Source organism: Dyadobacter sp. LHD-138, assembly GCF_030929615.1.
GTDB lineage: Bacteria > Bacteroidota > Bacteroidia > Cytophagales > Spirosomataceae > Dyadobacter.
In genome coordinates this window covers 1-13,183 of sequence record NZ_JAVFVU010000010.1, presented here as the reverse complement: position 1 = coordinate 13,183, position 13,183 = coordinate 1, and the positions used below count along the sequence as shown (strand labels likewise).

Below are 13,183 nucleotides of genomic sequence, written 5' to 3'. Positions count from 1 at the left end.
GTGCGTGTGATCACACACACCCATTTTCTTATTGCCTTAAAGTCATCTATCGGCTATCTCTTTAACGACGATTCCCTAACCATCAACTCTGATTCCAGAATAATGGTGTTCGATACGTCGATCAGCTGCTTTCCTTTAAGATGATCGATCATACTCCGGACAGCCACCTCTCCCATTTGTTGTCCGGGATAATAAACTGTCGTCAAATTTGGTTCAATCACCTGGGACACCGGATCATTGTTAAAACCAACGATGGCAATATCTCTGGGAATTGAATAACCCCTTTCTTTCAGCGCCTTGATACAACTGGCTGCACAAATATCATTCGAAATAAAGATCCCGTCGACACGATAATCCATTTCATCAATGGTCTGCGCGGCAAATTTTCCGGCATCCTGGCTCAAATCCGTAATCAATATCAATTCCTCAGGTGAATTCAGTCCATTACTGACTAACGCTTCGCGATATCCCTGAAGACGGCCGGAATAAACGTTTCTCTTTAAATTTCCCGTCACATGCATAATCCGCTTACATTCCTGCTCAATCAAATGCGAAGTGGCCTTAAATCCTGCAAGCACGTTATCGATCACTACACCGCTGCATTTTGGATGGTCAATAATTCTGTCGAAAAATAAAATCGGGACATTCTTTTTGACGAAAATTTCAAAATGATCGAAGGTTTCGGTGTCATAAGCCACCGAGGCCAATAAGCCATCGACACGACTGTTGAACATGGTTCTTGCATTGGCAATCTCCTTTTTAGCAGATTCCAGCGACTGGCTTATCAAAAGATTATAACCGGATGCGTTGGCTTCTTCCTCCATTCCTGCCAATACCGCCGACATAAAATGGCTGTTTAAACGCGGAACGATCACGCCCAAAGTGTTCGTACTGCGCCTGCGCAAGTTACTGGCAAATGTATTGGACCGATACCCCATTTCGTTTGCCGTCGCCCTGATCGAAATTTTTGTTTTGCTGTTAATCGCCGGATGGTCATTCAAAGCCCTGCTCACGGTTGCCGGCGAAATATCCAGAATTTTAGCAATATCATATATCGTAACTTCTTTTTCCATTTTCAGGCAGGGGTGGTTCCAATTTAAATTGAAAGATAACAAGAAATCGATGTTTTACAAAAAATGAATGCAATCGGTTGCAATCCAAATTAATATTTAGATATTTATACCATTAAAACGATTTGGTCAAAAAAATACTGGTCAATCCCGTATTGACTTGATAAAAAATTATAGCATAAAAACTTCTACGACACAGTATGATACATACCATGCGTTGGTTCGGCCCAAATGACCCGGTTTCCCTGATGGATATTCGACAAGCTAGTTGCAGTGGCATCGTAAGCGCTTTACATCAGATTCCCGTTGGTGATATCTGGAGTTCAAAAGCCATTAAAGAACGTAAGGCACTTATTGAAGAAAAAAATCATCAGTTTTCACCCTTGCATTGGGTCGTCGTTGAAAGTCTGCCTGTTCATGAGGATATCAAAAAAGGATTGCCTGCGCGTGATTTGTATATCGAAAATTATAAAGAATCACTGCGAAATCTGGCGGCTAACGGTATAAAAACCGTTTGTTACAACTTTATGCCCGTACTGGACTGGTCTCGTACGGCACTTGATTATACAATGCCCGAGGGTTCCAAAACGCTGCGTTTCGTCTGGGTAGATTTTGCCATCTTTGATTTATTTATCTTAAAAAGACCGAATGCCGAAGCGGATTATGAACCGGAAGTAAGAATTGCGGCGGAAAGTAAATTCCAGAGCATGTCTTCCTATCAGCTTTCGGTACTGACCAATACCGTTTTACTGGGACTTCCCGGCTCCGAAGAAGCCTTTGATCTCAATATTTTTCAATCTTTACTGGATCAATACAAAGATATCGGTGACCTTGAACTAAGGAAAAATCTTTATTATTTCATTTCCCAGGTTGCTCCGGTTGCGCAGGAACTCGGAGTTAATCTTTGCATTCATCCGGACGACCCGCCACGGTCTCTCCTGGGACTCCCGCGCGTGGTTAGCACCGAAGCCGATTTTGAACATCTGATGCAAGCCTGTGACATCAGAGCGAACGGCATCACATTTTGTACCGGCTCATTGGGCGTAAGGGCAGATAATGACCTGCCGGGCATGATCGAACGATTTGGCGACCGGATTCATTTTGTACACCTGCGCACAACCAAACGCGAAGAAGGCACCCGAAATTTTCACGAAGCGCCGCATTTAGATGGCGACGTGGATATGTATGAGGTTGTTAAAGCCTTGTTGAAAGAAGAAAAAAGGCGAAAAGCAGCCGGTTACACAGACCAGGCACTACCCATGCGACCGGATCATGGTTTTCAAATGCTGGATGATTTGCAAAAGAAAACTTATCCGGGATATTCAGCCATAGGTCGTTTGAAAGCGCTGGCGGAACTAAGAGGACTGGAATTAGGAATTTCCCGCTCGCTGCTAAATTACAACCCGGATTAAACGATCTGTGGAGAAAATTCCATTTCCAGTGCGTACCAAGTACCTTAAACGTCTCCTTTAAGAGTCCGTTTTTTTCAAAACCAAACATTCCAGCACATCCAACCCATCGTTTTAACCAAATGTCTGATTCAGTTAACAAAGAAACCTTAAACCCTCCGATTTTTTCTTTGGACGGGAAACTTGCCCTCATCACCGGCGGTGGCAGCGGAATTGGCTTTTACATTGCCCAATGCATGGTACAGGCAGGAGCCCGTGTCGTTTTAACCGGCCGCCGCGAGCCTGTGTTACAAGAAGCCGTGGATACATTAGGGGCAAATGCTTCATATTTCGTCAATGATATTACCCAGCTTACCACAATTCCCACCCTTGTTGAAGCAATTGAAAACAAGTGCGGCCCCATTGATATTCTTGTCAATAACGCAGGGATCAATATGAAAAAATTTGCCGTTGAGGTAACTGACGAAGATTTCGACAAGGTGATCCAAACTAATTTACATGCTGTTTTTTCAATGACACGGGAATGCGGCAAACGGATGATCGCGCGGAAAGAGGGCTCTATTATCATGATCACTTCCATGGCCGCGCTCTATGGAATCGACAGGGTGGTGGCTTACACGGCTTCCAAATCTGCGGTTGCCGGGATGGTTAAGGCCTTAACGACTGAATTTTCGCCTTATAATGTAAGAATCAATGCAGTTGCTCCCGGATTTATAGAAACACCTATGATGCTGACCGCCATGAATGGAGACATTTCCCGCCGGGATAAAGCCATGGACAGAACGCCGATGGGAACCTGGGGAAAACCGGATGATATCGGCTGGGCAGCGGTATTCTTAGCCTCACAGGCAGCCAAATTCATTACCGGTGTTTCGCTCCCTGTCGATGGCGGAAACTCCATCGGATTTTAATAATTCAATCTCCTTTTCCCTTAATAAAAGTCAAATGCTACCAATGAAAAAAACAGCTCTTAAACAATTTACATGCCTCGTAATGCTATTGGCTGCGGTCTTGTTTACCCTGCCTGCGGATGCTCAGAAAATTAAATGGAACAAAGTAAAAGTGCTCGTCTATACCAAAAACGGGAAGGGTTATGTGCACGACAATATCGCAAATTCTGTTGCTGCGATCCAGGCATTAGGCAAGCAATATGGCTTCGCTGTGGACGCCAGTGAAGATCCGGCCAAGTTTACGGATGGAAATCTCAAACAATACGACGTCCTTGTTTTTTCAAATACCAATAACGACGTTTTTGATACCGATGCACAACGTGTTGCACTGATGCGATACATTCAGGCTGGCGGTAATTTTGTCGGGCTCCATTCTGCCTGTGGTACGGAACGCAGCTGGCGGTGGTTTAAAAATTTACTGGGAGGCACTTTCTTCTGGCACGAGCCTGGTCAGCGTTTCTCGGTAAAAGTACTGGATTCAAAAAATCCTTCGCTGGCACACCTGCCTAAAAAATGGGACCGTGAAAAAGATGAATTTTATTTTCTAAAAGAAATGAGCGTTAACCTTAACGTGCTCGCGGTTAACGATCACACCACGATCCAAAAACCCGGGGGAAAAGCCCTGGATACTTTCGGAACCATATTCCCATCGGTATGGTGGCATGAGTACGACGGAGGCCGGGCATTTTACACGTCTATCGGTCACGAAAAAGAGGACTATTTAAAGGACGACTTACGCAAACACATCCTTGGAGGAATCGAATGGGCGATCGGAGCGCAAAAGCCACGCAATTACAGAAAAGCTTACGCTAAAACCCCGAACGATGAAGTCCAAACCAAGTAAAGGCCTGAAAGGCCGTCCTATTTTAACATAGGTCAGCGCCTATTTTAACATAGGGCAGCGCCCTATGGAGCGACCATCTGACGAAGCAGCCCGGCATAAGCTCCAACATCTGATCCATCACCATAATCCCTGAATCCAATGCATAACGCAGAAGAAAAAAATCAAAGCAGAAGATCATTCCTGAAAACAGCAGGAACAGGCACTGCCGGTATTATCGCCGCATCCATGTTCCCGACGATTGTGCCCGCAAGTGTTTTTGGTAAAAATGCACCCAGCAACAAAATCAACATCGGTCAGATCGGATTCGGCCGCATTGGCTTATCGCACGATTTGCCCGAAGTAATTAAAAACGAGGCAGCACACGTTATTGCCGTTGCTGATCTGGATAAAAACCGATTGGCACAAGGAAAAATCTGGATTGAAAAAAAATATGCTGAACGTACCGGAAAAGAGAAATATCTGGATGTAAAAACCTACGATGACTATCACGAAATACTGGCCAGAAAAGATATAGACGCCGTTATCATCAGTACGCCCGACCACTGGCACGCGCAGCCAGCCATGGAAGCGGCCGCTGCCGGAAAACACATTTACATGCAAAAACCTACTTCTCTGACCATCCGGGAAGGCAGGCAGATGGCTGATATGGTCATCAGAAAAAAGGTGATCTTTCAGCTTGGAAGCCAGCAGCGTTCCATGAATCCATGGCCTCAGTTCAAAAGAACCTGCGAACTGGTTCGTAATGGACGAATTGGCAAGCTGAAAAAGGTTTACGTCGGATTGCCGGGCGATCCAGCTGGCGGAAATCCTGCTAAAATGCCGGTACCTTCCAATTTAAATTTTGACATGTGGCTGGGTTCAACCCCAGACACCTATTATACCCTGGATCGCGTCCACTCGCAAACCGATATACTGAATGAACGGCCGGGATGGCTGCGTCTGGAACAGTTCGGCGCAGGAATGATCACGGGCTGGGGTTCCCACCATATTGATATCGCCCATTGGGGAATGGATACGGAATTAACTGGTCCAATTGAAATTGAAGGAAAAGCTACATTCCCGGCACCAGGTTCAGGTCTGTGGGACGTACATGGCGACTTCTTGGTAAACTCAAAATATGCCAATGGCGTTGAAATGGAAATCGGTGGAACAAATCCAAATGGTGTCAAATTTGAAGGAACCGAAGGCTGGATTTTTGTTTCACGGGGCAACGTGGGGGTAACAGCCTCAGATCCTGGTGCAGCAGCTTCTGCCAAAGAGAACAAGGCATTTTATGCCAGCGACCCAAAAATTCTTGGCTCGGTGATCGGTAAAAACGAGGTCCATTTATACGCAAGCCCTGAGCAGCATCAAAACTGGATAGAAAGTATCCAGAGCGGCAAACAAACCATAAGTCACGCAGAAATAGCCCAGCGCTCCTGCACCGCTTGCTTATTGGCACATACGGCCATGAAACTAGGCAGGAAACTTAAATGGGATCCTAAAAAAGAAGATTTCATTGGGGATAAAGAAGCCAGCGCAACTTTATCAAGACCACAGCGCGGGCCTTATGGAACGACAAAGGTAAAAGGCTGATACATTAGCAACAGTTAAACTAAAGAACATCTCATTTTGGAAATTCAGCCAGAATGGGGTGTTTTTTAGTTCAGATCCTTCTTTGCACGATGAGCAGTTTTATTTCCTGAATCTGGCTTTTACTCAATTCCATGTCAGTATCGTTAGGTTGTTGTGGCATGACCAAAACTCATGCTTAACCTATTGACGTGAAATCCTCTTTTTTGTAACTAAACAGACCTCCCCTCACTCATAATTCCCCTTATATTCCCGTGGCGTATGCCCAATATATCGCTTAAAATTCCTGTTAAAATTAGATAGCGAATCAAACCCGCTGTCGTAAGCAATTTGGGCGATTGTCCATTGATCCTCCAAAAGCAGCTTACAGGCGTGCCCAACACGTATTTCATTTACAAAATCAATGAAAGTCTTATTCGCGCGGGCTTTGAAATAACGACAGAAAGCGGCCTCGCTCATTCCCGCCAGCGAGGCTACATCACCAAGCCGTATTTCCTGAGCGAAATGCTGGAGAACATAATTATGCACTTTCTGCATGCGTTCCGTTTCAGAAACTTTGTAGGTATTTACATAACCATAACTGGCAATGGGCGAACCGCCGGTCCCGTGGGCAAGCTTATCCAGCAGTGTCAGCAGTCTTAATATTCCAAGGAAACCTTCCGCATTTCTTAGCTCCAAAAGCTCTTCCCGGATATGGTCCCGCATCACACCTTTGTATGCAATACCACGTTTGGAATCAATCAAAAGTTGTTTTAAATGGAGCATTTCTGGTTTTTCAAAAAAGTCTTTTCCCAAAAAATCCTCCTGAAAATAAAGCACGACACCATGGGTAAAAAGCTCCGGACTTCCATCGAAATAAGCCGGATCACTGCGCCATAGATGTGGAATATCGGGCCCGAGAAAAACGGTATCACCCGGTTCAAAGGTCTGAATTGAGTCTCCGATCAGGCGTTTTCCCGTGCCTTCCAGCACGGTAAAAAGCTGGTAATGCGGGTGAAAATGCCAGTTTGGATCAAAATGAGACTCTTGTAGCTCATGTATCGTCACGGACCGTACCTGACTTTCGACATTTTTATGAATCGGCGCTTTCATAAGGATATTGACTTATCTAAATTTTGCCAAAAATAATGAACATATTTAAACAAAAGTCAAAATACAGCCAGTTCTAATCAAATGACAGAAAGTATTTAGTATTTTGTAGTTGTAAAATTGTATTAAAAAAAATAACACCGCATGAAGTACAGCATGAATCTCCTGCTATGGGGAAATCAAATTGACGATACTCTTTTTCCAACCCTTGAACTGATTAAAGAAATAGGATTTGATGGCGTAGAGGTACCCATATTCAATACCAATCCCGAGCACTGGTTTAAATTTCGTAAAAAACTGGACGACATCGGGTTATCCTGCGAAACAGATACAATTTGTGGCCCTGACAATCATTTGATCAGCCAGGATCCGGCCATGCGAAAATCGACTTTAGAACATCTTAAACGAGCCGTGGATTGCTCTCTGGTTTTAGGAGCGACCAAATTGATGGGGCCTTATCATGCTGCTTTGGGCGTTTTCACCGGACAGCCGGCCACTTCTGACGAATGGAAATGGGGTGTGGATGCAATCCGCGAATTAGCCGACTATGCAGAATCACTGGATATCACGCTCGGACTTGAATATCTGAACCGTTTTGAGCTCTATTTGACAAGCTGCGGCGACGAACTGATGCGCTTTGTGGACGACGTGAACCACCCGAACTGCAAAATCATGTTCGATACTTTTCATGCGAACATTGAAGAAAAGAATATTGGAGACACCATGCGAAAAATGGGTGACAGGATATCATTCATTCAGCTTTCTGAAAATGATCGTTCGACACCCGGCAAGGGAAATGTAGACTGGGATGGGGTATTTGGTGCAATCCGCGACTTAAAATATGACGGATGGATTGGCATCGAAGCATTCAGCCCGAAATTACCGGTAGCCAATATCTGGCGCAAAATGTTTGAATCCGAGGAACAGCTCATGCGCGATGGGCTGTCATTTATCAAATCAAATATTGAAAATCCACAGATCGTAAAATCGGTTGCGTTTTAAAAAGGAATTGCCCGGATACATCGAAATGATGTGCCCGGGCAAAATATTTTTAAAAAATCCGGTTTCTGAAAAAGATTAATAAACCTTAGCCAGCAAGTGCGGCCGTTCTTTTTCAAGCTTTAAAATCAATTCCCCAAACAGGGTATTTACCCAGGCAAACCACTTCCGCGTGAATTTTGACTGATCGTCTTTGTCAAAAGATTCGTGCATAAAGCCGGTATGGTTATGCGTATTTTTAAGCAGCTTTAATTGTGCTTCAATTTCCTTGTCGTCCGTAGCAGTAATGGCACGCGCGATAATCCCCATCGGCCAGATCTGATCGATGAGCGTATGCGGACTTCCCAATCCTTCTCCGGCTTTTCCTTTAAAATAATACGGATTCGAGTCACTCAGAACAAATTTACGTGTGTTTACATAAACCGGATCCTTGGTAGAAACTGCGTTCAGGTAAGGCATACTGATCAAACCAGGAATCCCGGCGTCATCCATCAGCAAATAGTTGCCAAATCCGTCCACCTCAAAAGCATAAATTTTGCCGAATTTCGGATGTGGATATACTGCATATTTTTTCAACGCATTTTCCACTTCCGTCGCAAGTGCCTTGAATTCAGAAGCCAGTTTTGTTTCCTTGGCAACTTTTTCCAGTATTTCTGCTACTTCACGGAAAGAAACAACGGCGAAGAAATTGGACGGAATGAAAAACGGATAAACGGCCGCATCATCCGACGGTCTAAATGTGCTCGCAATAAGCCCAACCGGCTTGATCGGATTACCATAACCATTACCTGGAACAGTATCCGTGGACCATGCTGTAACACGGCCAAACGTGTAAGGACCACGATTTTCTTTACGTTGCTGCTCTTTACAGGTTTTCAAAATCAACTGCACCGCTTTCAGCCAGTCTGCATCGAAAGGTTTGGTATCGCCGGTCGTTTTCCAATAATTGTAAGACAAACGGATGGTATAACACAAAGAATCCAGCTCCCATTTCCGTTCGTGAAGCATCGGCGTCATCTTGGTTTTGTCGGTAGTCCATTCACTTTCCTTCGGGCTGTCGTAAAATGCGTTGGCATACGGATCAATCAGGATACATTTCGTCTGACGGTTGATAAGCCCGGCCACCATTTCCTGAAGGTGAGAATCATCTTTCATCAAAGGCAGATACGGCCAAACCTGCGCAGAACTGTCGCGAAGCCACATCGCGTCAATATCCCCGGTGATCACAAAGGTATCCGGTTTGCCGTCGACAGGCTTAAAATGAACCGTGGTATCAATGGTATTGGGAAAACAGTTTTCAAACAACCAGGCCAATTCCGGATCTTTGATCACTTTTTTCATTCTGGTTATGGTCGCTTCTACCGCAGTGCTTTTGAAACTGCGCTGATCAACGGAAATGCGCACTACTGGAAAATCAGCTGCACTTCCCATCGCAAATGACCAGTTACCCACAGCAGCTCCCGCCGCCGCCAGTGCGCCTGTTTTTAAAAATGTTCTACGTTCTATCATGCTCAAATTAATCCTGCTCTGAATTCTTAAAAATTTTAAAGAAGCAATTTAGGCAAAAAATACGGACACTATTTTCTAAACCTTAAACACCAGTTTATTCCTGTAAAGAATATACAAAATCACAAACCATAACGTAAGGTATATCAGCGCATAGGCAAGCGACGCATTGATAGGGTTAGAAAAAAGCGGAGATAACTGAAACTCATAAAAATAAGCCTGCAAACCGATTGATTCATGCGCCGAATTATTGGGATACGCGACTTTAATGCTGCTCAACATCCGTGGAATAATACCGGAGAAGAAAAACACGACCATAGGATTTACGCCAAAAATGACAAAAAATTTCGTCCAGCCGGAAATCCCTAAAACATCGATCACATAATACAAAACAACCAGACAAAGTGAGGCAATCCCCGCTGCATACAGCACATATGAACTCGTCCAAAGCGCCTTGTTAATAGGAAAAACGATATTCCAAAGCTGGCCCGCAACAATCGCAGACAGCGCAGCAATGAACAGATAGAGCGCCTTTTTGTCTTTGGAAAAGGAATTTGTCAATAAAGTCCCGACCAGCAGTCCGGCAATGCCGGTTCCAATGGCTGGCAGCGTACTAAGAATTCCTTCCGGATCCCAGGTTTTGGAAGTAGCCCACAAATGCCCGGGAAGTAAGTAATGATCCAGCCATGCCGCAAGGTTGGTTCCTTTTTCAAAGTTAGGCGCCCCAATGCCAGGAACAGGAATTAACGTCATAAAAGCCCAGTAGGCCAATAAAACCACGATGCCAATAATCGCTTGTGTTTTCCAGGTCGTTTTATGGTATAACAACGATACGATGAAATAAACAATAGCAATACGCTGCAAAACGCCCGGAATACGTACCGTTTCATAGTCCTTAAAGCCGCCGAATGCCAAAATCATCATCGTCAAAAAAACAATAACCGAGACATAAAACTGAAGTTTCCGGTCATAATCACGGAACAATGCCACGACTACAATGGCTGTAATGACCAGCCTAAGGCTAAGAAGCGGTAAACCTTCCAAACCAAAAGCATTAATTTTTGAGAAAAAACTCAAAAACAGACCCAGACAAAAAATCCTCAGTGTTCGGGTTATAATCTTTTGCAATGAATGAACAGTCAGGTTTTTACTCGGCGTTGCCAGCACAACCGAAACCCCAACGATAAAGAGGAAAGTAGGAAATACCAGGTCTGTCGGCGTGCAGCCATGCCACTCCACATGCAACAGCGGTGAATAGACATGCCCCCAATCCCCGGGATTATTGACGATCGTCATGAGGATTATGGTGAGTCCGCGAAGGACATCCAAAGAAATAAGACGAGGTTTCATGTCAAAAAAACTTTTACAAGGTTTAGGAGGACACAAGTTACTGTTTTTTGAAATGCAGTGTCCAAAATGCAGCACAATCGAAACATGGGTATTAATCCATATTCCTGACCATATGCTCATACTGATGCCCCATAAATTCTTTTTTTCCGGCTACGGTAAAACCGAGCTTTTCATATAATTTTTTGGCGGCAGGGTTCTCCAAATCTACAATCAGCCCCACACGAGGATAACCGAGCTTGCAGGCATGCTCGCAAAAAGCGGTTATCAGCAATTGCCCAATACCCTTTCCTTGCTGGCTTGGATGCACATTCACACAATCCAGGTAATATTCGCCGGCTTCGGTTTCATCGTTGGGTAAAAAACCGGGATCCGATTTGTGAAGTTCTTCCAGTATCGGCTCGCGTAATGCGCGAAGCAATTTCCCGTCGTAACCCGTTACAGAGCCCACAACACCGGATTCATTTTCGAATACCAACGTGTTCACGTAACTATATTGATTGTTCTCCTGTCTGAAAAAAGCATCAAAAAACGGAATGGCGTCTTCATGCTTTTCCGATTGTGCAAATATGCCGGCAATATGCCCCATCGCCAGAATCATTAAAGGTGCCACGGCGGCTGCATCCTCGGGTTTTGCTGGTCTGATCATACTTTATAAGTAACTGAATTTATTTAAAACAATCTTGCGGCCACCATTCTCTTATAGCTTTATTTTGCTAAAAAGTAGACCCACGAACGAAAATAAGTCAAAATACAGCCAGTACTAATCAAAAGACGTAAAGTTTTTAGCATTATTTTGCTGTAAAATTGTATTGTCAATAAAAGAGCTTAGCATAGTGCAATTTGTACCCCGTCTCGCATCGAAAAACACATTAAAATAGCATGCGAACGCTTTAAATTTAAAACCATAAAAGGTTACAATCCGAATCTTTAATCCTTTACTTAATATGTCACAAAAAATTAACATTGCTATTGTTGGTCTCGGTTTCGGAGCTGAATTCATCCCTATTTATCAGCGTCACCCAAATGCGAATATGTATGCAATTTGTCAGCGTACAGAATCAAAACTAAACGCTGTGGGCGATCAATATGGTATCGATGTTCGTTACACAAGTTACGACGACCTTTTGAATGACCCAAAAGTAGACGCGGTTCACATCAACTCTCCTATTCCAAATCACGCAGAACAGACTTTGAAAGCACTACGCGCCGGCAAACACGTCGCGTGTACGGTCCCTATGGCTACCAGCGTTGAAGATTGTATGGAAATTGTGAAAGCCTGTAAAGAAACCGGCAAGAAGTACATGATGATGGAAACCGTGGTTTATGCACGTGAATTTCTGTTTGTGAAAGAACTTTATGAAAAAGGAGAGCTTGGGAAAATACAATTCCTAAAAGCCAGTCACCAGCAAGATATGGAAGGATGGCCTGACTACTGGCCAGGTTTGCCTCCGATGCACTATGCCACACACTGCGTAGGCCCTGTGGCCGGTTTGCTTAAACTGGAAGCAGAATATGTTTCATGTTTCGGATCGGGAACGATCAGCGAGGATCTTGCAAAAATCCATAACTCACCGTTTGCAGTTGAGTCTGCCCATATCAAATTTAAAGACAGCGACTTATCAGCTTATGTCTATCGTTCTCTTTTCGACGTGGCACGTCAGTACCGCGAAAGTTTTGAGGTTTACGGAAGTAAAAAATCTTTTGAATGGCCATTGATCGAAGGGGAAGATCCGGTGATCCATACCGCTAAAAAGCCAGAGCATGAAATTGCTGCACACGTAAAAACACCGGATTACGCGCATTTATTGCCGGCAGAAATCCAGCAGTTTACCGGTCACGGTGTTTATGACCTGGATGATAACGCGCACTTGTCATTCGTACAAGGTGGCGGACACGGAGGCTCTCACCCGCATTTGGCGCACGAATTCCTTACGGCTTTGGTTGAAGCCCGCGATCCTTTCCCGAATGCATGGCAGTCGGCAAACTGGACAAGTGTTGGAATTTTGGCACATGAATCTGCTTTGCAAGGCGGTGCTTTGATCCAGCTGCCTGATTTTAAGAATGCGTAGATTAAGGATAACGATTCCATATTGCGGTGCTACGCACCTCTAATTCGGAATATAGATGTGTTTTTCTACAATTATTAGGGTGCGCTGCACCAAAACCAAGTACGGAACACCCCAATAATTGTAGAGCGCAAAAAGATTAACACAAAAGAAAAAGGTGCAGAGCACCACAATAGTTGTAGAAAAACAAAAAGATTAACGCAAAAGAAAAAGGTGCAGAGCACCATAATAATTATAGAAAACAAAAAGATCAACGCAAAAGAAAAAGGTGCAGAGCACCACAATAATTGTAGAAAAACAAAAAGATTAAGGCAAAGGAAAAAGGTGC

General features: G+C 44.2%; 11 protein-coding genes. 6 read left to right on the top strand and 5 right to left on the bottom strand.

What is annotated here, in order from left to right:
- Window positions 1-53 precede the first annotated feature (53 nt).
- Window positions 54-1,073: a LacI family DNA-binding transcriptional regulator gene (locus tag RB622_RS08765; RefSeq protein WP_308046186.1), complete on the bottom strand. Its 1,020-nt coding sequence runs from the start codon at window positions 1,071-1,073 to the stop codon at window positions 54-56.
- Window positions 1,074-1,270: 197 nt separating this feature from the next.
- Here RB622_RS08765 and uxuA point away from each other — a divergent pair, with 197 nt between their 5' ends.
- The 4 genes from uxuA to RB622_RS08745 all read left to right on the top strand — a co-directional run bounded on the left by uxuA (window position 1,271) and on the right by RB622_RS08745 (window position 5,848).
- A complete protein-coding gene (gene uxuA, locus RB622_RS08760) occupies window positions 1,271-2,482 on the top strand; it encodes a mannonate dehydratase (RefSeq protein ID WP_308046185.1) in 1,212 nt (403 codons plus the stop codon).
- Window positions 2,483-2,601: 119 nt separating this feature from the next.
- A complete protein-coding gene (locus RB622_RS08755) occupies window positions 2,602-3,390 on the top strand; it encodes an SDR family oxidoreductase (protein ID WP_308046184.1) in 789 nt (262 codons plus the stop codon).
- A 43-nt stretch (window positions 3,391-3,433) separates the two neighbouring features.
- Window positions 3,434-4,273: a ThuA domain-containing protein gene (locus tag RB622_RS08750; protein WP_308046183.1), complete on the top strand. Its 840-nt coding sequence runs from the start codon at window positions 3,434-3,436 to the stop codon at window positions 4,271-4,273.
- Between the two features lie 138 nt (window positions 4,274-4,411).
- A complete protein-coding gene (locus RB622_RS08745; protein WP_308046182.1) occupies window positions 4,412-5,848 on the top strand; it encodes a Gfo/Idh/MocA family oxidoreductase in 1,437 nt (478 codons plus the stop codon).
- A 225-nt stretch (window positions 5,849-6,073) separates the two neighbouring features.
- Here RB622_RS08745 and RB622_RS08740 read toward each other — a convergent pair whose 3' ends face one another.
- Window positions 6,074-6,937, bottom strand: a complete 864-nt coding sequence (locus tag RB622_RS08740) for an AraC family transcriptional regulator (RefSeq protein WP_308046181.1) — start codon at window positions 6,935-6,937, stop codon at window positions 6,074-6,076.
- 141 nt (window positions 6,938-7,078) lie between these two features.
- Between RB622_RS08740 and RB622_RS08735 the strand changes: the two genes are divergently transcribed.
- Window positions 7,079-7,936: a sugar phosphate isomerase/epimerase gene (locus RB622_RS08735; protein WP_308046180.1), complete on the top strand. Its 858-nt coding sequence runs from the start codon at window positions 7,079-7,081 to the stop codon at window positions 7,934-7,936.
- A gap of 75 nt (window positions 7,937-8,011) precedes the next feature.
- Here RB622_RS08735 and RB622_RS08730 read toward each other — a convergent pair whose 3' ends face one another.
- The 3 genes from RB622_RS08730 to RB622_RS08720 form a co-directional block, all read right to left on the bottom strand.
- Window positions 8,012-9,442 (bottom strand): glycoside hydrolase family 125 protein, encoded by a 1,431-nt coding sequence (locus RB622_RS08730; RefSeq protein ID WP_308046179.1) that lies wholly within the window; start codon window positions 9,440-9,442, stop codon window positions 8,012-8,014.
- Between the two features lie 75 nt (window positions 9,443-9,517).
- A complete protein-coding gene (locus RB622_RS08725; RefSeq protein WP_308046178.1) occupies window positions 9,518-10,789 on the bottom strand; it encodes a DUF5009 domain-containing protein in 1,272 nt (423 codons plus the stop codon).
- A 91-nt stretch (window positions 10,790-10,880) separates the two neighbouring features.
- Window positions 10,881-11,435, bottom strand: a complete 555-nt coding sequence (locus tag RB622_RS08720; protein WP_308046177.1) for a GNAT family N-acetyltransferase — start codon at window positions 11,433-11,435, stop codon at window positions 10,881-10,883.
- Between the two features lie 298 nt (window positions 11,436-11,733).
- Between RB622_RS08720 and RB622_RS08715 the strand changes: the two genes are divergently transcribed.
- Window positions 11,734-12,858 (top strand): Gfo/Idh/MocA family oxidoreductase, encoded by a 1,125-nt coding sequence (locus RB622_RS08715; RefSeq protein WP_308046176.1) that lies wholly within the window; start codon window positions 11,734-11,736, stop codon window positions 12,856-12,858.
- The last annotated feature ends 325 nt before the right edge of the window (window positions 12,859-13,183 follow it).

What these genes read in the sequence shown, in the direction of transcription:
- RB622_RS08765 (WP_308046186.1), bottom strand. Translation starts at nt 1,073, where the DNA reads ATGGAAAAAGAAGTTACGATATATGATATTGCTAAAATTCTGGATATT.
- uxuA (WP_308046185.1), top strand. Translation starts at nt 1,271, where the DNA reads ATGATACATACCATGCGTTGGTTCGGCCCAAATGACCCGGTTTCCCTG.
- RB622_RS08755 (WP_308046184.1), top strand. Translation starts at nt 2,602, where the DNA reads ATGTCTGATTCAGTTAACAAAGAAACCTTAAACCCTCCGATTTTTTCT.
- RB622_RS08750 (WP_308046183.1), top strand. Translation starts at nt 3,434, where the DNA reads ATGAAAAAAACAGCTCTTAAACAATTTACATGCCTCGTAATGCTATTG.
- RB622_RS08745 (WP_308046182.1), top strand. Translation starts at nt 4,412, where the DNA reads ATGCATAACGCAGAAGAAAAAAATCAAAGCAGAAGATCATTCCTGAAA.
- RB622_RS08740 (WP_308046181.1), bottom strand. Translation starts at nt 6,937, where the DNA reads ATGAAAGCGCCGATTCATAAAAATGTCGAAAGTCAGGTACGGTCCGTG.
- RB622_RS08735 (WP_308046180.1), top strand. Translation starts at nt 7,079, where the DNA reads ATGAAGTACAGCATGAATCTCCTGCTATGGGGAAATCAAATTGACGAT.
- RB622_RS08730 (WP_308046179.1), bottom strand. Translation starts at nt 9,442, where the DNA reads ATGATAGAACGTAGAACATTTTTAAAAACAGGCGCACTGGCGGCGGCG.
- RB622_RS08725 (WP_308046178.1), bottom strand. Translation starts at nt 10,789, where the DNA reads ATGAAACCTCGTCTTATTTCTTTGGATGTCCTTCGCGGACTCACCATA.
- RB622_RS08720 (WP_308046177.1), bottom strand. Translation starts at nt 11,435, where the DNA reads ATGATCAGACCAGCAAAACCCGAGGATGCAGCCGCCGTGGCACCTTTA.
- RB622_RS08715 (WP_308046176.1), top strand. Translation starts at nt 11,734, where the DNA reads ATGTCACAAAAAATTAACATTGCTATTGTTGGTCTCGGTTTCGGAGCT.